The sequence below is a fragment of the Vreelandella alkaliphila genome, from assembly GCF_016107625.1.
Lineage (GTDB): Bacteria > Pseudomonadota > Gammaproteobacteria > Pseudomonadales > Halomonadaceae > Vreelandella > Vreelandella alkaliphila.
This window is the reverse complement of record NZ_JABASV010000008.1, coordinates 63,279-84,648: the sequence shown is the minus strand read 5'-3', so window position 1 is coordinate 84,648 and position 21,370 is coordinate 63,279. Positions and strand designations below refer to the sequence as shown.

The window sequence follows — 21,370 nt, the reverse complement described above, 5'->3', positions numbered from 1 at the left end:
GCGCTCATATACATAGGCAATAGCCTACTAAAATAGTCGGGATTGTGCTGGCGAGCAGTTTTGCTTACCATAGGCGTTAATGAAATAGTTATAAATGACATGTGATGTGGCCAAGCCACAACCACGGGAGGATAACATCCCTTATGACCGCGACTATCGAAACTGATACCCAAGGTATTGATATTACTGACAGTGCTCAGGAATATCTTGCTGAACTGTTGGAAAAGCAGAATGTTGAAGGCATTGCTGTGCGTATTTTTATCACCCAACCCGGCACGCCTTACGCGGAAACATGTTTAGCCTATTGCCGTCCAGGTGAAGAAGAACCCACTGACGTTAAGCTTGAGCTTGAAAAAATTAACGTATTTCTCGATAAAAACAGTTTGGCGTTTTTAGACGAGGCGGTTGTTGATTTTAACGCGGATCGTATGGGCGGCCAGTTAACCATCAAGGCTCCTAACGCGAAAATGCCTAAAGTTAACGCGGACAGCCCGCTGGAAGACCGCATCAACTACACGCTTTACAGTGAGATTAACCCAGGACTGGCGGCCCACGGTGGTGAAATCAAACTGGTAGAGCTGACCGAAGACAAGGTGGCGATCCTTGCTTTTGGTGGCGGCTGCCAAGGTTGTGCAGCGGTAGATTTAACGCTTAAAGATGGCGTTGAGAAAACGCTGATGGAGCGGATTCCTGAGTTAGCGGGTATCCGTGACGTGACCGATCACACGGATACAACGAACGCTTACTACCGCTAACGCACTGTTGGTGGCACCGTGTTCGCTTCGAAAAGCTCAGCAGAAATCTGCTGGGCTTTTTTTATGAGTGGTAGGTTGTGAGTAATAGGTTATAAGTGCTAGATCATTCGTTGGGTGGATTATCTTCTTTTTCTTGCGAGGAGAGCGTCTCGGGCAGCGCTGTTAATTGTGCCTGAAGGGCTTCCATTCGTTGCCAAAGCTGTTGCTGCCAGTTTTCGTCCTGAAGCGCCGTTTTGTGCTGCTGTTCTAGTGCTTGGTGGGCCTTATCGAGCTCGCTCTGCAGGCTGGAGTGCAGCTCTTTTAGCGATATATTGTTGCGCTCAAGCTCGTCAATTCGTTGTTGCAAGCTGCTGTTGTCTAACTGGTAGTGCTGCAATGTGTCTTTTTTGAGCTGAAGCTCTTTCGCCAAGCTGTCTGAGCGCTGCTCGAACTGGAGTAGGCGCTTTTGTAGTGCTTTTTCTTCTTGGGCACGCTCTTGTCTTAGCGTGTCTAGCAACGCCATCAGTTTTCCTTCTGCTGCTTCGTTACGCTGCTCTTCCTGAGCAATGCGCTGTTCCCAAGCGGCTTGGCGTTGTTGCAGCTCCTCAGTGAAGCGCTCTTTCAGCGAAGCTACGTCATGCTCAGACTGGGTAAGCAACTGCTGGTATCGCTTAGCATCTTGGGTGGCTTGCTCTGCCTGTTGCTGCCACTGATGCTCGCTCGCTTGGCTAGCGGCCAGCTCACGATTAAGTGTCTCCAAGCGCTGTTCTGTATGTCGCAAATGCTCTGCAAGGGCGCTTTCGCGTTGTTCCGCATTGGCTGTCTGCTGAACCGCTTCGGCGGCTTCCTGCTGGGCGCTCTCTACCTGCCGTTTAGCATCTTCGCGATAGTGGATGAGCGCTTGATTGGCGACCTCTTGCGCCTCGCGCCATAGCTCGGTTGCGACGTTAACGATGACTTCTGGAACGCCCTTAGGTGGCGGAACATCGCGATTTTGCTCTCGTTCAATACGCCAATTACGGAAATGCTCACTGATTGTTGTGAAGCTGCCAGTTCCCAGTACTTCGCGAATGCGTTGCACGCTAGGGGTGTCGCCGCGAGCGAGCAGGGTATCGATTGCTTGCTGAACATCACTGTATTGAATCCCGCTGCGAGCCATGGTGCTTATCCCTGTCAGATTGGTAGCGCTATTTTCGTAGGGTTTGGTTAAAATTACAATAATTACGTAATACATAAAACGTAATATTATTTACATTCATCGCTATAAATTCAAGATTACTGCCATAATCTTGAATTTTAACGCTGATAACAGCACACTTAACCCATTGAAAAATCATGCAGTGGACATGGGGAAACGCAGAGATGCCCGGAGAGGTCGCGAAACAGCAAGAACAAGCATATAAAGGCCTAGAAAAGGGCGGTTGGCCTGATTTGCTGGCTAAGTCTTCCGTGCCTGCCCCCCCGGGAACTGACACGCAGTTAATTGATGCTCAAAACGACGTTGAGGCTGTTGCTGCGTGGCTTAGGGAGTATCAAGACAGCCCTCAGACATTGAAAAGTTATCGCCGAGAGGCGGAGCGCCTGCTGCTTTGGCTGTCCAGCCATAACACGTCGTTATGCGATATGAATCGTGAAATGTTGCGCCAGTACGAGGCTTTTTTGGCAGATCCTCAGCCAGCTGAGCAGTGGGTGGGGGCAAGTAAGCCTCGCTATCATGCGCAATGGCGACCTTTTCGTGGTGGGCTCTCGCCTGCAAGTCGGCGGCAAAGTCTGATTATTCTGCAGGGCTTGTTTAGCTGGCTAGTGGAAGCTGGGTGGGTACGCCATAATCCATTTGTGCTAATGCGCGACAAGGCTAGGCGGCTGAATAACCAGGCTCAAACCATTGAGCGTTATCTAGAACGAGATCTTTGGGCATGGTTTTGGCAGTGGCTGAATGCGCCAGTCGGGCACGCTAGTGAGCGAGAAGCGTATGAGCAAGCGCGACGACGATTTATATTCTGCTTCGCTTATCTACTAGCGCCTCGTATTAGTGAAATGGCTAACGCTCGGATGGGTGACTTTCAGGAAAGCGAGGGGCGATGGTGGTGGGTGGTGGTCGGTAAGGGGAGTAAGCTTGCACGTATTCCGGTGCCCGATGACATGCTTGAGTGCGTGCTCGAATGGCGGGAAGCGCTTGGATTATCAGGTCTGCCCAGTTATCACGAACCCGACCCTCTTATCCGTGCGCTAGATAAACGTCGCGGCATTAGCGATAACCAACTTTACCGGCTGATTAAAGGTGTATTTAGCGATGCGGCTGACGCGTTAGAAGCGCAAAATGGCAAGCCTGCCTATGTGAACGCGCTGCGTCGTGCAACACCCCACTGGCTGCGACATACGGCGATTACACATCAAGCGCAATCGGGGGTAAGCCTGCGCCATTTAGCCGAGAGTGCCCGTCATTCTAAACTGGATACGACGAGTCGCTACTTACACACCGAAGATAATGAATGGCACCAAGAGCAGCAGCGTCATCGCTTGAAAACAGCCCCAAAAACGCCTTCTGACCCGTTATAATAGGCATGATATTGAGACACCAACCCAAAGGAAACGCCATGGCAACTTCAGGCGCTGAGCTGGCCCAGCAAGAACTGGTCGAAGAGTTTGAAATATTTGATAACTGGATGGATCGTTATCAATACATTATCGATATGGGGAAGCAACTGCCTGACTTTCCGGAGGAGCAGCGAACTGAAGAGTTTAAGATTCAGGGCTGCCAATCTAACGTGTGGATGTGTCACGAAGGGCAGGGCGACAAGCTTATCTTCAAGGCAACGTCGGATGCGGCCATCGTTTCAGGACTGATTGCGTTGCTGCTAAGAATCTATAGTGATCGCACACCTGATGAGATTAGCCAAACCGAGCCTCACTTTTTGAAAGATTTAGGTTTGGATAAGCACCTATCACCTACCCGCAGTAATGGCTTGCATGCCATGTTGGAGCGTATTTACCAGGTGGCAAAACAGTCTTAATTGTAAACGCGCATTGGAAAGCTTTATCAGTGATGATGGTCGCACTTTGAATGCGGCGACGCTGTTAAGTCGGGGTCTTCACGACACAGTTGCTCGCTTCTGCCACCAGGCACGGGATCGATGCCACCGGCGCTGCCTGGGTGGCATCGCATAATACGCTTTATCGCCATCCAGCCGCCTTTGAAAGGGCCATGCACTTGAATGGCTTCAACGGTATAGGAGGAGCAGCTTGGCCAGAAGCGGCAGCGCGGCCCCAGTAGGGGGCTAATGGTGTATTGATAGACCTTGATACAGCCAATCATGACGATGGCGAGTGCCTTCAAGGCCCCGTGCTTTGCTTGGGATAGCAGCTTTACCACTTTTCTTTTACCACTATTTCTTGCCGTAAAGTGCCGCTGGGTCGATAAGCGGTTCGCTGGTAATCGTCGCACGCTCTTCACTTACCGATAAGTAAAAACAGCTGCGTCGACCGGTGTGGCAAGCGGGTCCAGTTTGATCGACTTGCAGTAATAGCGTGTCACCATCGCAGTCGAGAGCCGCAGATTTCAGCTGCTGTTGTTGACCCGAGGTTTCACCTTTACGCCAGAGCTTTTTACGCGAGCGTGAGTAGTAGCAAACACGCTGCGTTGCTAGCGTTTCTTCGAGTGCCTCGCGGTTCATCCATGCCATCATTAACACTTCACCCGAATCAAACTGCTGGGCAATGGCAGGCAGCAAGCCTTGTTCGTTGAAGCGCACTGCATCAAGAAGGGTTTCCGTCCCGGGCAACGTGTCGGAAGGGCTGGCAGACTCTAAAGCTTTGAATAGGTCGCTCGGGGCTAATTGGTCAAAACGTGACATTACTCATTACTCGCAGATCGGCAATTTTGGCACAAGCCTTGAAGTTCTATCGTTTGGCGCTCAACGTTAAACCCTTGGCGTTTGGCTAATTCAGCCAATTGGGCGCTTATTTCATCTAAGTGAAGCTCTTCAACGTAGCCACAGTGACGACAAATCAACAGCTGAAAGCCATGGGCATGCTCGGGACAAGCACAGGCAACGTAAGCATTTTGTGACTCTATACGATGAACGAGACCTTGCTCGATAAGAAAGTCTAGAGCACGGTAAACCGTGGGAGGTCTTGCTGCGGCATGCTCAGTGGATAGCTGGTCTAACAAGTCATACGCTTTTAGGCCGCCACCATTCTCAGCAATCAGTTCCAATACTCGGCGGCGAATAGGAGTAAATCTCACGCCTCGGGTATGGCACTGGGATTCCGCTTGTTGTAATAGCGTATTAGCTTCTGTCATTAGGGCACTCGTTGAACGGTATATGCGTAGTCTACGCCGTCGCCGAAGAAGTGTCAGGCGTTTCTACGAGTTCGCTTTGGCGGGCAAAGTGGTGCTGTGCAAACGCTACCCGCTCAGCGACGGGAACACCGTCAGGCTGGTGTTCAATCAGGTCAAGCCGGCGACGAAGCCCTTCTCCGTTGGTCATTTGGATAGCAAGCCCGGGGCGCGCATTAAGCTCAAGCAGCATGGGGCCATGCTTTCTATCCAGTACCATATCGGTGCCAAGATAGCCAAGCCCGGTCATCTCGTAGCAGCCTGCTGCCAAGTGGAGCAGAGTATCCCACTGTGGGACAACCAGACTTGCCAAGTCGTGACCTGTATCGGGGTGGCTGAAGCATGGGCGGTCGAACTGCACCCCGCGCAGAGCCGCGCCTGTGGCAATGTTCAACCCAACACCCACAGCCCCCTGATGAAGATTGGCTTTCCCATCTGATGCCGCGGTAGAGAGCCGCATCATGGCCATGACAGGATACCCTTTAAACACGATGACTCGAATGTCCGGTACGCCTTCATAGGTATAAGCCATCAGGCTTTCATCGAAATTGATCAGCGTTTCGATGACGGCGACATCCGGTGAGCCGCCTAGCGAATAGAGACCAGAAAGTATGTTCGAAACATGGCGCTCAATATCTTCAATCGACAAACTGACACCGCTTGGCTTGATAAAGATACCCTCTTGTACCTTTTCAATAACAAGTATGCCTTTTCCGCCACTGCCTTTGGCTGGCTTGATCACAAAGCCTGAATGGCCGCTCAGCATCTCACTGATATGCTTGACACCAAACTGAGTCGTTACCGTACCAATGAGTTCTGGCGTTGTAATGCCGTAACGCTGCGCAAGAAGCTTGGTTTTCAGCTTGTCGTCAACAAGCGGATATAAGCGTCGGGAATTATAGCGGCCAATGTAGCGAATATTTCGCCGATTCATGCCGATAATTCCCTTGTCTCTAAGTCGTGTCGGCCACGTCCAGTTCTTTAGCCAGCTCATGATGATTTCTCTTCATCTGTAATTGGCTTAAAACGGCGTAGCTCCAATAAACGGTAGCCCGTGTAATTACCAAGCAACAAGATGAGCGCCATCAGAATGAACTGAACGCCAAGGAAGTTGAAAGTAATGTGGCGAACCCAGGGGTTGTTCATGGCAAGGAACGCTAATACAGCGGTTAAGAGGCTGCCTCCGCCTTGAACCAGTACCTGCTTTGGCCCTTCCTCTTCCCAAAGAATCGACATCCGCTCAATCGTCCACGCCAGAATGATCATTGGGAAAAATGTGACGGTTAACCCCGAACTTAGGCCCATACGATAAGCAATGACAGTGAAAATTGAGATGATTGCTATGACCGTGATGATGACCGCCGAAACCCTCGCTACCAGCAATAGATTGAGGTATGAAAGATAATTACGAATGATCAAGCCCATGGCCACAATCAGCAGGAAGCCAATTAAGCCTGTTAGCAGGGTAGTTTGAATAAACGCTAATGCAATCAGCACCGGCATAAACGTGCCCGACGTTTTTACCCCAACCAGCACGCGCAAAAACACCACTACCAGCGCGCCAATGGGAATCAGCAGAATCGTTTGGAAAAGTGCCTGCTCTTCCAAAGGAAGGCTATGGATAGAAAAGTTGAGTAGTGTGTCATCAGAGTAGTGATTGCGAACCGCCGCAGAAGCCGGTTGGTAATGTGTCAACATTGAAAAGGTGACCCGCGAATTGGTTCCGCCCTGGACCTCTAGCACCGCGCGACCACCTGTTTCCCAGAGCAGAAGGTTGTCGGGTTTTCCTTGCTCGCCGGTAGTCGGGTTAAATAGCGTCCACGTTTCGGCAGATTCGTCGAACACTTGGATCCAACTGCTGAGGGTTTGTCGACGACGACCATCTTCCATCAATAGGCCACTGACTTCCCTTGCATGAACATCCGCTTGGTTCAACAAACGCACAATAAGTGGCGATGGCTGTTCCTGGGTTAAGAGTAGTCGTGCATTTTCCCCTTGGCGTTCGCCATTAATATCTAAAATCAATTCTCTCGCAAAGGTGGCGTTATTGGCGCTACGCGCCCAAGCGCGATCAATTAATTGGCTAGCGGCAGTATCGTACGGGCTTTCCCAGGGCGGAACGGTCGATAATTCTGGTGGCGTTTGCACGGGTGAGCGCGCATCTGGCGAAACAAGCATCTGCACTGAATAGTAAAGCTGCTGGCTACCGGCGGCATTGCGAATAGTCCACTCAGCCTGACGACCTAGTTCATCTGCTTTATAGGCAAGCCCATAGCCGGAAGACGCGGTGTTTTCCGTCAAAACCCGGTATCCGGCCTGATGAGAAGGCAGCGCTAGATCAACCTGCACAGGGCCGTCCTGGGCATTAAAATTGATAACCGCTTCGATTTCCCACACTTGGCGCTGCTCACCGGGTAGCCAGGGGATTTCAAACTGAACATGTCGATGTACACTGGCGGCGATGCCAACTAACAGCAGTAATCCAACGATTAAATAAAATGGCAACCGTGACATCATGATTCCTTTCAGCGAAAAACGGCGGGGGAGAGCTGTTACTCTTCAGTATCGTCTTGATCTGCTGCTTCATCTTCAGCGGCTTGATCGGCGGGTTCACCACCCGGGAATTCTGGGCGTTCGTAAAGATAGGTTTGAGCAACATCAATGGTGGCAATATCCATCATGAATCGCCGTCCTAACAGCACTGGGTAGTCCAGATGGGTGCGATTATTAAGCGTGAACTCAACGTTTTCGCGGATTGGGCCCAGGGTCATTAACAGTGAGATCACTGGGCGAGACTCTTCACCAGATGCCTGAACAATACGCACCCTACGTACAATTGGCGCTTCGATCCATTCATCACGCACGCGATCTACGACCACGTCATCGTCATTTAGTGCCAACTTAAAGCGCACCCAATTTTCGCCATCACGTTCAAAGCGGGTAATTTCAGATGCTGATAGTGATGACGTGTTGGCTCCTGAATCAACGCGCGCCTTCAAATAAGTGCCAACGCTGGGTAAACCAATCCATTCACTGCGGCCTAGCAGCGTTTTGTTGTCTTGAGTGGCCTCAACATCGCACTCTTCACGAACAATAACGGGATCTTCACCGCGAGCTTGTATACCAGCCACATCTTGACGCAAATAGCGCAACAGACTGCCGACTTCGCGAACATCAGCTGTCAACGCTTGCTGCTGGTTAAGCTGCTGCTCGTGTAGTAGTGCAGACGCGGATGCACACTGCTGGGCAAGAGAGGTTTCAAGTTCAAGGATGCGGGTGTTAAAAGACGCTTCGCTTAATGGCGGTGGCTCATTCGTTTCTGGCGGTGTCACAGCACAGCCTGCAACCGAAAGCGACAAACCAGCCATTAGACACAATACACCTGAGCGCATAACGTGAGATATCCTTAAACAAGAAGAGCATGAATGATAAGGAGAAGGACACTGGATTGTCCAACTTGATCAGCTGGTTTTGGAACCTTTATCTATCTGATTTAACATAATATATATTATACGAACCTATAGATTATGTAGAAACACCTGTTAATGCTACTGTAACGCACCAATTCCTCCTACAATAGCTATACGATTAACATCCTTCGTGTAGGAATATTCTAATGATACGCAAACTCATAATTGCCACTACCCTATTTGTGCTTGCTGGCTGTGCCAATGTCGAGGTTGAAGATTATGCCAGCACAACTCCTCGCTTAGATATCGCTGAGTACTTCACTGGCAACACCCAAGCTTGGGGTATGGTGCAAGACTACTCTGGTGAAGTACAGCGCCGTTTCACAGTCGATATCACGGGAACTTATGACGGCAACAAGCTGACTCTTGATGAAGCTTTTTTGTTTGCTGATGGTGAGACGGATCGACGGGTGTGGGAGTTTGAGCGAGTAGACGATCATCACTGGGTTGGCACTGCGAATGATGTTGAAGGCCAAGTAGATGCGCGTCAGTATGGTCACGCCTTCCATATGCGCTACCCGCTTGATATCGAGGTTAGCGGTCGCACTATCCGTTTCTTAATGGATGATTGGATGTATCTGCAGCCCGATGGGCGTTTGATAAACCGCACCGCGATGAAGAAATTTGGCTTTACCTTAGGAGAAATCACCTTGGTTTTCGAGCAAGTCGATTCGTGAGCCTGATTTCTTAACACCTAATTTCTTAGCAACTAATTCCATATCACCTATGCCAATCTTCCATTAAAAACAGCCTGCTTAATAAAGCAGGCTGTTTTGTTTTGTCATTAGCCAATTAGAAAGCTAACGTTGACCTTATCACTCACTAGCAGGTGCAGCGTATGAGCCGTCTTCCTGGTGTACTTCATTACCAGTAATTGCTGGCGTGAAGACGCATGCGACGGTCATGCCTTTTTCTTTACCGCGTAACAGATGTTCGTCGTGCTGATCCAGCAGATAAATATCGCCTGCTTTGATCGGCCAGATTTTGCCATCGGCTAGGGTTTCTACTTCGCCTTCGCCTTCATAGCAAAACACAGCTTCATAGTGGTTTTTGTAATGAATATGCGTCTCAGTACCTGGGAAAATACGGGTAATATGAAATGAAAAACCCGCATTATCATTGGCTAGAACAAGACGCGTGCTGTCCCAGTTGCCATTTTCGGCAGTGACAAGACGATCTGTTTTACGTGCTTCTTCAAGATTACGAACGATCATAGAATTGCTCCGTTATGAGGCACTTGGTATTAACCGAAGCAGCCCAGTGCTGAATCGATGCTGCAAAATTAGCCCAACTTCTACATCACGCTTGGATAACAGCATTGACTGAGGCTTCTAGAATATCCAGCGCTTCCAGCAAGTCCTCATCACTGATGGTCAGCGGGCATAGGCATTTCACTACTTCGCCGTCTTGGCCGCTGGTCTCAATAATAAGGCCGTGCTCAAATGCTTTACTGGTGATCTTATCGGCAATATCACCAGAGACAACATCAATACCACGCATGAGGCCACGTCCACGTTCAGTGGCAGGCATGCCGTTCTCACTGAGTAAGGCCGCCAGCTTTTGGAAACGTTCTTCAACAATACGCGCTTTGCGCTGAACATCACGCTCAAAAACATCATTTGACCAATATTTTTTAAGCGCAGCCGTAGCGGTTACCATTGCCAGACTGAAGCCGCGGAACGTACCGTTGTACTGTCCAGGCTTCCATTTATCAAGCTCTGGGCGCATCAACACATGGGCAAAGGGCAGCCCGAATCCAGAGAGTGATTTTGAGTTAGTTACGATATCAGGCGTGATGCCCGCGTGTTCAAAGCTAAAGAACTTACCCGTGCGGCCACAGCCAGCTTGGATGTCGTCGATGATCAACAGAATATCATGGGCGTGACAGATGCTCTCTAAACGCTTGAGCCATTCAAGGCCTGCCACGTTAATACCGCCCTCGCCTTGCACAGTTTCGACAATAACACCCGCCGGAATATCGAGGCCGCCAGATTTGTCGTTAAGTAATTTCTCGAAGTAATCCAGCGTATCCGCATGCTCTCCCATATAACCATCGAAGGGTAAAAAGCTTGCGCCTTGTGTAGGAATGCCACCGGTCGCCTCGCGGAATTTGCGGTTACCCGTGGTTGCCAATGCCCCCATAGTGACGCCGTGGAAGCCGTTGGTGAAGGTCACAATGTTATGGCGACCTTTAGCAACACGGGCCAAACGGATGGCCGCTTCTACTGCGTTAGTTCCTGTCGGACCAGGCAAATGTACCTTGTAGTCTAAGCCGCGAGGTTTGAAAATAACCTCTTCAAGGGTTTCTAGGTAATCACGCTTTGCAGCGGTCCACATATCCAGGCCATGAACAACGCCATCTGTTGACAGGTAGTCGATCATCGCTTGTTTGAGATGTGGGTTATTGTGACCGTAATTGAGAGTCCCGGCACCGGCCAGGAAATCAATGTACTCACGACCATTCTCGTCTGTTAAACGAGCATTCTGGGCTTTCGTAAACACAACGGGGAATGAGCGCGAATAAGTACGTACGTTAGATTCCATGCGTTCAAGCGTCTGGGTCTGCATTAACGACCTCCTTTTTAAATCATTGAGCCAAGCGTAGGGCAAACTGGCGGAAGCAGCGGTAACAAATTTAAAAACGTAACCAGCTATGGAGAGCCGCGTACTGGGCAATAGCTGGTCCGTTCCGTTACATACTGTCTGTTTGAAATGGACCTATGCGAACTAGGTTTTCAGGATCATGCTCTCCACCGAGTTGTTCGGTAGAGAAATATTCACGGCTATTTAAAGGGGCTTGCCAACGTGCCGCTAGGCGGCGAAATAAGCCCCAAGAGGCCTGATTGTCTGGAGTGATCGTCGTTTCCAGATGATGCACATTATCAAGTTCTGGACGCGACATAATGGCTTCGACTAAGCGGCGTGCCAAGCCTGTGCCACGTGCTTTTTCACCGACGGCAACCTGCCATAAAAAGTAGGTGTCCGGCGCGTTGTCTTTCACATAACCAGATACAAACCCTACTATCTCGCCCTCTTCATTTGTTGCAACCGCACAAGTGTCACGAAACTGAGTTGCCAACAGTAGATAAGCATAAGCAGAATTAACATCAAGCGGCGGACAAGCTTTTATCAACTCGTAGACGCCCCAACCATCATCTGCATTCGGCTTGCGAATAAATAACGGAGTAGACGCATGCCCAACCACAGCATCAGCGACTGTCGGGCGGGCAAGATCTGCAGAAGGGGTAAAAGGTGTTATTGGCGTGCTCATGGTTATGCTTCGCTGTAGCGAATTTGAGCGCCATTATAACAGCTGATTATGAGCAATTCAAAAATCATATTATTCATCCTGTCCTTTTCCATAAATTTTGGTTATCAAAAGCGTCTCTACCTGCAAAAAAACAGCTGAAAGAACCGCTGTATTGGAAGAGTTTAGATCAACCTCACATAGCTGCGAGACAAAAAAGGCGAGCTGATGCTCGCCTTAAAAATGTGAATTTTATGTAATCAATTGCGAGTAGCTGTTCTCATTGTCACAAACTCTTCCGCACCTGTGGGGTGGATACCGATGGTACGATCAAAATCTTCTTTTGTAAGCCCAGCTCTGACCGCAATGGCGATCCCTTGTATTAATTCACCGGCCTCTTCACCTACCATGTGAGCCCCTACGACAACATCTGTCGCATCATCAACGATTAGCTTCATTAAGGTGCGTTCTTGGCTACCTGACAATGTGTGTTTCATTGCTTTAAAGTCCGCGCTATAAACGCGAATCTTGCCAATGTTTTCTCTGGCAGCCTCTTCAGATAGCCCTACCGTCCCAATATTGGGATGACAAAAAACAGCCGTAGGAATCGTGGTGTAGTCCAGCGGTTTAGGCAGTGTTTCATTGAAGTGGATATCGACTAGCTGCATCGCCTCAGCCAATGCCACGGGCGTCAATTCAGGCCCCTGGGTCAAATCGCCAAGCGCCAAAATCGAAGGGACTGACGTTTCGTAGCGCGCATTCACTGGGATTTTTCCCTTGCTATCAAGATGAATGCCCAATGCTTCAAGCCCTAGCCCCTGCGTATTGGCATTACGTCCTGTCGCTGCTAAGACGGCATCTACCTCTTGAACATCACCGTTAGTTAAATACACGTTAAACGCAGAGCCATTGGGTTCAATCCGTTCAATATTGGTATTGAAATGCAGATTGACGCCTTTTTTGCTCATTTCATCGCGGGTAAAAGCTCGAACTTCTTCATCAAACCCTTTTAGAAACAGCTCTCCACGATAAATCAAATGCGTTTCACTACCGAGGCCGTTAAAAATGCTCGCGAACTCGACTGCAATATAGCCGCCCCCCAAAACGAGAAACCGCTCTGGAAAAGCGTCAAGGTCAAATATTTGATTTGAAGTGACTGTATATTCACTGCCAGGAAAATCAGGTACCCATGGCCAGCCACCTGTAGCCAGCAGTATCTTTTGTGCTGTTACTTGGGTAACACCCTCTTCAGAGGTCAATGAAACGGTGTGTGCATCTGTCACGGTTGCTCTAGCGTGAAGCAATACGACCCCCGCGCCCTCCAACATCCGCTGATAAATGCCATTTAGGCGTTTTATTTCACTGGTTTTATTGTCGCGTAGCACTGACCAATCAAAGACAGCAGGCCCAGGCAACTGCCACCCAAAGCCCGCGGCATCATCGAAGCTGTCGTGAAAGTGGGCCGCATAGGAGTACAATTTTTTAGGCACGCAGCCGACATTGACACAGGTACCGCCCAAGTAACGATCTTCTGCTATAGCAACTCTGGCACCGGTTGCCGCCGCCATTCGTGCGGCGCGAACCCCCCCTGACCCTGCTCCAATTACCAGTAAATCGTATTCATATTCCGCGTTATCTGCCATGTGCTACTCCTATCCTGAACCATTGCATGTACTTATCGGTCATGCACTTGCCGACAACGGTCGCTAAGCACAAAGATTGACCTTAGATTCCGAGAAGGTTAAAAACCCTCTCTCTGTATCCTAGTTTGCTCTATCTTGAACCTAACAGCTCCTAACCTGTGACGGAGATCCAATGTCTAACGCTATTGAAACACTGCTTGATAATAATCGCGCCTGGGCAGAGCGTATGTGTGAGGAAGATCCTGACTACTTTAAACGCCTTTCCAATCAGCAAAACCCTGATTACCTCTGGATTGGTTGTTCTGACAGTCGTGTGCCCGCTAACCAGATTATTGCCCTTCCGCCAGGCGAAGTCTTTGTCCATCGTAATGTCGCTAACCTTCTCCACCATACCGATATGAACGCACTATCAGTTGTGCAGTTTGCGGTGGATGTACTCAAGGTCAGTCATATCATGATTGTGGGGCACTACGGTTGTGGTGGCATTAAGGCGGCAGTAACCGGCGGTGAATGCGGAGTCGTCGATTACTGGCTGCATTCGGTGCGCGAACAGTATAACCGCCACCGTGATACGCTTGAACACTTGCCATTGGAAGAGCAAATTGACCGCATGTGTGAATTGAACGTAAAGGCTCAAGTTAATAGCTTGTGCCGAACTAAAATTCTGCAACGTGCCTGGCAGAGAGGCCAGGATATTTCAGTGCATGGTTGGGTCTATGGGTTGAGCGACGGCCGTGTAAAAGATCTAAATTGCACCATAACCGGCCTGGAGCAGGTTGAGACCCTTTATCGTATCGACCGCCTTCAACAAAGCGACTGACACTATCTGTGCCTATCGCTCTAATGACATCGATCCCAGTTAGTTATAGCGGTAGGCGCGATGACAGCTTTTACAGCTTAAGCCAACATCAGAAAATGCTCGCGTAGCCGCGCGATAATCCTCTTGCTCGGCAGCATCAATCAGCACTGCCACCTTTTGTTCAAGATCTGTAAATCCCGCTGCGAAGTCTTCCCATTCCTCCCATATTTCTGGGCGAGCGTCAGACCCGCGTCCATGGGTGCCGACAATAAACGCGGGCAAAAAATGAGCTTGAGTAGCTTGTTTCTGAAGTGTTGCTAACCGTGGAGCGGCTCCGCGGGCATCCTGGTTATTCACCAAGTCAAAACGCAGCTGACGCAGAAGACTTTCTAGCTCTTTCAATTCATCCTGACGCCATATGACTGCTTCTCGTTCACTGGCAAACGGGCTTTCTTCAACCGTTTGAGGCATCGCTGGAACGGTGTCTTCAGTGACTTCCTCAGCCATGACCGGTGTAGCAATTACACTAGAGATAGCCAGAGCCCAAACCGAAGGCATGAGCCATGAACGTTTTAAAGTGTGTGGCATTTTACTGACCTTATGATGAATGATTTGGCCCTCACCACGACTAACCGATGGGACAAGTCACACCGGTACCTTTCAGTCCGCAGTAACCACCGGGGTTCTTGTTCAGGTATTGCTGATGATAAGCCTCTGCGTAATAAAAGGTATTCAGCGACTTGATCTCGGTAGTAATAGCACCACGGCCAGCCTTATCGAGAGCCTTTTGGTAGGTATCGGCACTCTTTTCTGCTGCAATCAACTGCTCATCCGTTGTTGTGAAAATAGCAGAACGGTACTGGCTACCTACATCGTTGCCTTGACGGTTTCCTTGTGTAGGGTCGTGCTGTTCCCAAAAAATTTGCAACAGCGTATCTAAGGATGTGGCACTGGGGTCGTATACCACTCTAACCACTTCGGTATGGCCTGTTTGTCCCGTACACGTTTCTTGATAAGTTGGGTTTTGTGTTTCTCCCCCAGCATAACCTGCGGCAGTGACGTAAACCCCCGGTACTTGCCAAAACAGGCGCTCAACGCCCCAAAAACACCCCATACCTAACACAATTTCTTCATACCCTTCTGGAAAAGGAGGGTGAAGTGAGTGGCCAGTAACGGTATGTACGCTACTCGTTTCAATCGGCGTCACGCGGCCAAGTGGTGTTGAATTTGCTTTAGAAAATAGCGTCATAACGCCCTCTTATTGCCGTGGATAAATCGTAGGGTCACCGGGCCGGGTGAAGGTATAAATTAAGTCGACGGCTTGATTGGCGCCCGATACTGCCTGCACGTATAGATTACGCCAAAGTGTGTAGCGTAACGTCAGTTCTGCAATGGGCGAGAAAATGCCAACACCGTAGCTAATACGGATGTCATCGGTTAGCTGCCCAGTCAGCGCTACTTGACTGTTGTCACCTGCCCCAGTGGTATCCAAGGTTAAATCGCTAATACCAAAGGCTTCTCCAATTGAACCAACGGCTTGGCCTGTCCGTCCAAGAGACATTCCAATCAAGGCGGTAGTTAGCTCGCTGCCAATTCCACCACCAGCAGCATCTGGCGCCCGCCCTCTTAATAAATATGACAGTGCACGGGTTTCACTCATTCCTGGTTCTGAAAAAATAAGTACGTTAGGTTCTTCGGCATTGCCTCTGACGCGAAGGCCGGCAATAACCTCATCTTCTGTGATGTCTGGATTTCGAATGGCTTCGAAATCGAGGATTGGAAGCCCCGGAGGACCACTGAATATTAGCTGTCCACGGCGAATCAGGAGATCTTGACCAAAGGCTTGAAAGCGGCCATCGACTAAATTGACATCACCAAACAGCTGTAGTGCACCACGGTTTTGACGAATTTCTAATGTGCCACCCAAGCCAGAATTAAGCCCATATGCTGATATTTGCATATCACGACCCAAGGTTAGTGTGATGAGCACATCAAGGGCCATGCCTGATTGTGAGAGCTCGTCAGCCGCGCTTGAATCGTTATTGGCAGCTCGTTGCTGAGCCAGCCGTTCCGCTTTTCGGTCGTCACGCTCGGTGATAATGACTTCGTCAGAGCTTGGGCTAACAGCCGAGGCAGGAAGATCGCCAATCTCTAAGCGCGCCCAAGGTAGATCGACATTGCCACGCACTTGCAAGCGATCCGGCGTTACGCGAATGCGGATATCAGGGGCTGCTTCTAAACGCCCAAACTGTGGTAAAACGATTAATAGTGGCTCCTGGGTAGCGTTTACATCGACACCAATACGCCAGTCGTCACCTGCGGGCCAAAACGCATCCCCGGTAATATTTAAGCGGCCACGTTCAGCCGCAATAAAACCATTTATGTCCCCTTGCTCGCCGTCAAACGCAACGACTAGCTCGCCATTTTTAATATCAAGAGGAATATCTGGGCCATTAGCGCTTAGATTGCGAAGTGCAAGCTGCCCCTGTAAATCTGGCTGACTGGTTGTTCCAGTAATTTGTATACTACCATTTAAGTCGCCCTCTAAACGATCCATACCCACCACTAATGGGCGGTAAGGCGTTAAAGAAAGCTCTTGGGCCCTTAGCTCTCCACTAAGACCACCACGACCAAGTGGATCACTAATGGTGAGATCGAGTGTCAGCTCACCAGCATCTTCAAGCGACAGTACAATATCGGCATCAGCTTGAGCTTGGCTGGCTTCTAACTGCGTGTTTAAACTAATCACAGGAAGCTGTACGGGCTGGCCGTAATCATTGACTGCAGTAATCGCTAACTCACTTAATACCTGAACGTCGGCTTGCCACTGAGCTCCCCCTTGGCGCCAAGCTGCAACAAGGTCTGCCGTCGTGTCGCCTTCAAAGCTCCACTCTTTAGGCAATAAAGGCTCCAGTGCTTCCATCGGCACTTCTCTGATGCTTAGCACTGTGCGCCCTTGATCAGCTGATGCAGTAACCGGTTCTTCTGAACAAACAAGCCCTCCTTCTTCGCGCCGCAAACAGAAAGGTGAGAGTTGTGCTTGGCCGTTAGCAAGGTTGTAACGAATATCAAGAGGGGCTTCTAAACGTAGGTTGCCAAACTCGGAGTCAACTTCCAGTGGGGTTAGTTGGCCCTGATACTGCTGCGCTTGCTGATCAAAACGACCATTTAGCGTTAAAAGCGCACGGCTTAGCATGTTATCGGCCTGGCCATCGATACTAACAGCGAGCGCATGTTGAGATAGGCGGCCGTTAAGCTCAAGGGTAATACTTGAAAATGCCTGCCCACCTGCATTGACTTGCTGCAATCCAAGGTTAATGTCTAGCGATGGATCGTCGATACCCTCGATATTACTGGTCAGTGATAACGTTTCAATACGGTTCTCGGCAAAACGCAAATCGCGACCAGTTACTTCGGCCTCTACTCTCGGTTGGCTAATGCTACCTCTGGCAAGAATATTGCCTGTTAATGTACCCGCTAAGTCTGGATGCAGCGTCTGTAATTGACGTAATGCAATCTCAGTATCTAGCGACATTGCTTGTTCACTAACCTGGCCAGAGGCCGTTAATCGGTTGTCTCCCTGAGTGAAAAGTAGTTCTTGGATATCAACTTCAAGCGCACTGTTAGCCTCTAGGGAGGCTTGTAGCGTCAGAGGATACTCCTGGAGCTCCCCATTAATATCGAGGACTGGCAGACTGACTTCCCAGAGGTCGCCCGTTTGGCTCACACTAGCGGTAATATCGCCATTGAGATTGCCGTTGAGCTGTTCGACAAAGTGAGAAGGATCGAATTGATCCAGCCTGATGGTGGTATCAACTCGCAGTGACGAAGCCCAGTTAACTTCCCCTTCACTGCTAAGCGAACTGTCATCTATCGTTAGGGTTAGTGGCGCCCAGCGGAACGATGAAAGATCTCCGTCGCCACTGAGGCGAATGTTGGTGGCTGGCACTTGCGGGCCTTGAGCGTTTAAGGAAAGCGTTGTCTGGTACGCTTCCAAATTGCCGCTAGCAACGATGTCTATATCTTCAACAACATAAGGTTCTGCCGTTGACTCATCACTACTGGGCTGTGTGAGTGGCCACTGTACTCGGTTACTCTGTAGTCGCATATCAAAGGGTAGCGTCGGTGCTAGTGCATCGACTTGAGCCTCCAGTGTTGCATTAACGACACCGGATGCCCCTAAACTGGCTGTAAGCTCATCTAGGGATCCCGACAGCTCCAAAACAAGCTCTTCCCCACTTAGCTCGGGAAATATCTCGGGTAAAAACAAAGTTGACGTTAATCGAGCATCTATCGGATAACTGCCTGATAATGTAGCGTTGGCTGTTAAGTTTGCCTCGGCATCTGGCGTGAGCAACTCTAATGACCGGAGAGCTATTTGGTTGCCTTCGGCACTCGCAACCACGGCTAATCGTTCGACTTGGTAATCAACGGCTCCGCTGACAGTGACGTCAGTCACGGTGAGGGATGCTAAGTCGATATCAATGGGAAGCATTACTTCAGGTAGCTCAATTCGCTCCCGTGCTGTTAAGGCCTCTACTGCTTGATCAGGTTCTTCTATGAGGGGTTGGGTAGCCATAACAGCACCATCAATGCCAGATGCATGTAACGGCGTCTGAATACCTTCGGTCAGTTGAGTGCCTGCCGAGGGAGGTAAGTACACGGTTGGCTGCATGAGCGTAGTAGGCGCGATACTGACAAGATGCTGTTGTGCAGTGATCGCGGTTGAAAACGATTCCCAACCGATGCGAGTTCCATCAGCTAGCTGCAGTTGAACGTTATTGAACTCAACTGAGCGTAGCTCAATAGGAAAAGGAAGTTGGATGCTAGGCATCCCCTCTGATTCTGGTGATTCAGGGTCCGGTTCAGCGCTTTCCCCCAAACGTATATCTGCACCTTCTATATGAAATTGATCTAGGCAAAGCTTGCCTGACAGCACACAGTCTTCAGCCCAAGCGAGCTCTAGGCTGTCGACGTTGACGCGTGTCTCACCGAGCGATAGTTGAAAACCGCGCAATGCAAACTGGTCGAGCAGTGCGCCTTCTTGGTGTTCATACGTAAAGAACCCCCGTTGCTCGCCTTGAGAAAATAGTTGTCCTGTTCCCCAAGGAGAGAGCGCAATGCCTAATAGAAGAGCGACCAAACCAAATAGCCAGAGTGGTAGCACAATGGCTAACCGTACAAAACTCCACAAAAACAACCCGGCACGATGTTTAACTGAGAGCGGTTGACGCTTAATGGATGCCGCTGTTACAACCTTAGCCAAAATGCTCTCCTAAAATTCTGGACCGATGGAAAAATGCAGCCGCCAATCGTCTTCATCGTCAAATGGGTGTGCTACATCAAGTCGGATAGGACCCACAGGGGAAATCCAACGTACACCAACCCCTGCGCCCGTTTTTAATTCTTCTGGCCCCCAGTCATCGAAGGCATCTCCAGTATCGACAAAAGTGGCTCCCCACCAGTCTCCAGAAACTCGACGCTGATACTCGAGGGTCGAGGTCAGCATTTGCTGGCCGCCACGTAATAGCCCTTCTTCATTTCGCGGCGATAGGCTTTCATAGGAGTAACCCCGAACGCTTCGGTCGCCGCCTGCAAAGAATCGCAACGAGGGTGGCAGCTTATCGAAATTATCTGTTTCGATAGCACCGATACTTAGCCTTGCAGAAAAGCGGTTGTCATCGCCGATGGTGCGAATCCATTCAGTATCGCCTGTTACACGTGCGAATTGGGCGTCTGAGCCCCATAGGGTGTCTGAGTACTCAATCGATAATTGTTGTCTATCTCCCCAAAGCGGAAACCGCTGGGGGCGCGTTCTCGTACGAGACCACTGAATGCCTGGATAAAACAGTAATACTTCATCAGACACTCCCCCTTGGGTGAAGTCTTCGTAGGTGGTGCGGAAGTAAAGTGTTTGCACCCAACGGTTTTCAAATTCCCATCGACGAGCAATTTCTACGGTGCCCTCTAATGATTGGGTATCACCGTCATCCAGGTTACGCACACCATATTGAAGGCGATAGCTGTCACGTAGAGGGTCTTCTAATGGAATATTGTAGGTACCGGTGAAACGCTGGTCGGGTGCTGAAACATACAGATCATGATTTAAACTATGACCAAAACGATTGATCCATGGCTGTTTCCAGCCAAATCGCATACGCGGCCCTACGTCAGTTGCGAAGCCAACCCCGACTTCAAATTGATGGCGATCAGCAGGCTCTACACTTACGTCAATAGGCAAGCTGGTATCGTCTCGTTTAGTTATGCTAAGTGCGCTGGCAAACGCTACGCTGGAAAGTCTGGGGCGTTGGGGCTGTGATGCTGTTGCTTCATCCCACCACGGTGAGCCACCTGTTGGTGGCGATAAGGTCAGTTCGCGTGCTGTCGCTAAACGTGGTCGAACCGTCACAGAGCTGAACCATCCTGTTTCAGCCAAACGTTGATTATAAAGGGCTACCGATTCCGCTAGATAAGGCTCTCCCGACGTAAAGGTCTGCATTTGAAGTAACCGCTCAGGCTCAATATGGCTGCCTGCAATAGTCGTATTGCCAAATTGATAGCGTGGGCCGCTGTTGAAATCCATATAGAGACGAGCGCTTTCAAGGTAGGGTCTTATTTCCATTCGGCGATCGGTAAACTCCGAGTCGAAATAACCACGTTCCAGTGCTAAGCCTGAAAACTGGTTGCGCAGGCGATCCCATGGGGCATGCCGCAATGTATCGCCTTCCTTCAAGGGAAATGCATCGAGTGCTTCCTGAAACGGAGGATCATCGCTCGCTTCACCGGCGATATTGACAGAAAGCACATCGATTTTGACCGGCGAACCGGGCTCGATACGGAGTGTGATGGGTGAGCTACCAACCTCAACCGTAATGTCTGGTTCGTAGTAGCCGAAAACGCGCATGGCTTCTTGCGCACGTTTCCGTATCTCACCTTCTAACCTGACATCGGTGTATTGCTCTTCATTAATATTTTGTAGATAAGCATTAATATTGGCCTCAACTTCACTGCTAACACCATTGATGGAAGCGTTGAGTGCCCACAAAGGTGCTGACCACGTTACAAGAAGTGGTAAAACCACCCCACAAGTCGCTTTTTTAACGGTAGGCCATCGCCGTTTTCTTTCCATGCAATTCAT

Annotated in this window: 20 protein-coding genes; 5 read left to right on the top strand and 15 right to left on the bottom strand. The window is 49.8% G+C overall.

Annotated elements, in window-relative coordinates; translation table 11 throughout:
* The first annotated feature begins 143 nt into the window (after positions 1 to 143).
* Complete coding sequence (nfuA, locus tag JFC11_RS13130) at positions 144 to 755, top strand: Fe-S biogenesis protein NfuA (RefSeq protein ID WP_038484241.1); 612 nt, start codon at positions 144 to 146, stop codon at positions 753 to 755.
* 103 nt (positions 756 to 858) lie between these two features.
* On the opposite strand, the gene JFC11_RS13125 is transcribed toward nfuA, so the two are convergent.
* Positions 859 to 1,893 carry a DNA-binding protein gene (locus JFC11_RS13125; protein WP_038484244.1) on the bottom strand — a complete coding sequence of 345 codons (1,035 nt, stop codon included), beginning with the start codon at positions 1,891 to 1,893 and terminating at the stop codon, positions 859 to 861.
* Between the two features lie 176 nt (positions 1,894 to 2,069).
* On the opposite strand from JFC11_RS13125, the gene JFC11_RS13120 reads away from it, so the two are divergent.
* Positions 2,070 to 3,293, top strand: coding sequence for a tyrosine-type recombinase/integrase (locus JFC11_RS13120; RefSeq protein ID WP_232482905.1), 1,224 nt, complete (start codon positions 2,070 to 2,072; stop codon positions 3,291 to 3,293).
* Between the two features lie 38 nt (positions 3,294 to 3,331).
* Entirely contained in the window at positions 3,332 to 3,748 is a 417-nt protein-coding gene (locus JFC11_RS13115; protein WP_038484250.1) for a SufE family protein, read from the top strand.
* 26 nt (positions 3,749 to 3,774) lie between these two features.
* On the opposite strand, the gene yidD is transcribed toward JFC11_RS13115, so the two are convergent.
* The 6 genes from yidD to JFC11_RS13085 form a co-directional block, all read right to left on the bottom strand.
* The gene (gene yidD / locus JFC11_RS13110) at positions 3,775 to 4,050 is read right to left on the bottom strand and encodes a membrane protein insertion efficiency factor YidD (protein ID WP_232482913.1); all 276 of its coding nucleotides are present in this window, start codon (positions 4,048 to 4,050) and stop codon (positions 3,775 to 3,777) included.
* A 70-nt stretch (positions 4,051 to 4,120) separates the two neighbouring features.
* Positions 4,121 to 4,588: a phosphoribosyl-AMP cyclohydrolase gene (gene hisI, locus JFC11_RS13105; protein ID WP_198349720.1), complete on the bottom strand. Its 468-nt coding sequence runs from the start codon at positions 4,586 to 4,588 to the stop codon at positions 4,121 to 4,123.
* A complete protein-coding gene (locus JFC11_RS13100) occupies positions 4,588 to 5,037 on the bottom strand; it encodes a transcriptional repressor (protein ID WP_038484256.1) in 450 nt (149 codons plus the stop codon). Before JFC11_RS13100 ends, hisI begins: the two co-directional genes overlap by 1 nt.
* Before the next feature lie 31 nt (positions 5,038 to 5,068).
* Positions 5,069 to 6,067 carry an alpha-L-glutamate ligase-like protein gene (locus JFC11_RS13095; RefSeq protein ID WP_198349719.1) on the bottom strand — a complete coding sequence of 333 codons (999 nt, stop codon included), beginning with the start codon at positions 6,065 to 6,067 and terminating at the stop codon, positions 5,069 to 5,071.
* Complete coding sequence (locus JFC11_RS13090; protein ID WP_198349718.1) at positions 6,064 to 7,587, bottom strand: inactive transglutaminase family protein; 1,524 nt, start codon at positions 7,585 to 7,587, stop codon at positions 6,064 to 6,066. The genes JFC11_RS13095 and JFC11_RS13090 overlap by 4 nt, the downstream gene beginning before the upstream one ends.
* Before the next feature lie 38 nt (positions 7,588 to 7,625).
* Entirely contained in the window at positions 7,626 to 8,465 is an 840-nt protein-coding gene (locus JFC11_RS13085; RefSeq protein WP_038484265.1) for an ATP-dependent zinc protease family protein, read from the bottom strand.
* 224 nt (positions 8,466 to 8,689) lie between these two features.
* Between JFC11_RS13085 and JFC11_RS13080 the strand changes: the two genes are divergently transcribed.
* Positions 8,690 to 9,220: a DUF3833 domain-containing protein gene (locus tag JFC11_RS13080; RefSeq protein ID WP_038484268.1), complete on the top strand. Its 531-nt coding sequence runs from the start codon at positions 8,690 to 8,692 to the stop codon at positions 9,218 to 9,220.
* A gap of 138 nt (positions 9,221 to 9,358) precedes the next feature.
* Here JFC11_RS13080 and JFC11_RS13075 read toward each other — a convergent pair whose 3' ends face one another.
* The 4 genes from JFC11_RS13075 to gorA all read right to left on the bottom strand — a co-directional run bounded on the left by JFC11_RS13075 (position 9,359) and on the right by gorA (position 13,433).
* Entirely contained in the window at positions 9,359 to 9,757 is a 399-nt protein-coding gene (locus JFC11_RS13075) for an ectoine synthase (protein WP_038484271.1), read from the bottom strand.
* 85 nt (positions 9,758 to 9,842) lie between these two features.
* Positions 9,843 to 11,111: a diaminobutyrate--2-oxoglutarate transaminase gene (gene ectB / locus JFC11_RS13070; protein WP_038484274.1), complete on the bottom strand. Its 1,269-nt coding sequence runs from the start codon at positions 11,109 to 11,111 to the stop codon at positions 9,843 to 9,845.
* 124 nt (positions 11,112 to 11,235) lie between these two features.
* Positions 11,236 to 11,814 carry a diaminobutyrate acetyltransferase gene (ectA, locus tag JFC11_RS13065; RefSeq protein WP_030072977.1) on the bottom strand — a complete coding sequence of 193 codons (579 nt, stop codon included), beginning with the start codon at positions 11,812 to 11,814 and terminating at the stop codon, positions 11,236 to 11,238.
* A gap of 236 nt (positions 11,815 to 12,050) precedes the next feature.
* Positions 12,051 to 13,433, bottom strand: a complete 1,383-nt coding sequence (gene gorA / locus JFC11_RS13060; protein WP_198349717.1) for a glutathione-disulfide reductase — start codon at positions 13,431 to 13,433, stop codon at positions 12,051 to 12,053.
* A gap of 172 nt (positions 13,434 to 13,605) precedes the next feature.
* Here gorA and can point away from each other — a divergent pair, with 172 nt between their 5' ends.
* Complete coding sequence (gene can, locus JFC11_RS13055; RefSeq protein WP_038484281.1) at positions 13,606 to 14,253, top strand: carbonate dehydratase; 648 nt, start codon at positions 13,606 to 13,608, stop codon at positions 14,251 to 14,253.
* Positions 14,254 to 14,292: 39 nt separating this feature from the next.
* On the opposite strand, the gene JFC11_RS13050 is transcribed toward can, so the two are convergent.
* The 4 genes from JFC11_RS13050 to tamA form a co-directional block, all read right to left on the bottom strand.
* Positions 14,293 to 14,790, bottom strand: a complete 498-nt coding sequence (locus tag JFC11_RS13050) for a c-type cytochrome (RefSeq protein ID WP_232482904.1) — start codon at positions 14,788 to 14,790, stop codon at positions 14,293 to 14,295.
* 70 nt (positions 14,791 to 14,860) lie between these two features.
* The gene (gene msrA, locus JFC11_RS13045; RefSeq protein WP_198349715.1) at positions 14,861 to 15,481 is read right to left on the bottom strand and encodes a peptide-methionine (S)-S-oxide reductase MsrA; all 621 of its coding nucleotides are present in this window, start codon (positions 15,479 to 15,481) and stop codon (positions 14,861 to 14,863) included.
* Positions 15,482 to 15,490: 9 nt separating this feature from the next.
* The gene (gene tamB / locus JFC11_RS13040) at positions 15,491 to 19,498 is read right to left on the bottom strand and encodes an autotransporter assembly complex protein TamB (protein ID WP_198349714.1); all 4,008 of its coding nucleotides are present in this window, start codon (positions 19,496 to 19,498) and stop codon (positions 15,491 to 15,493) included.
* Positions 19,499 to 19,507: 9 nt separating this feature from the next.
* A complete protein-coding gene (gene tamA, locus JFC11_RS13035; protein WP_198349713.1) occupies positions 19,508 to 21,361 on the bottom strand; it encodes an autotransporter assembly complex protein TamA in 1,854 nt (617 codons plus the stop codon).
* Positions 21,362 to 21,370: the final 9 nt, after the last annotated feature.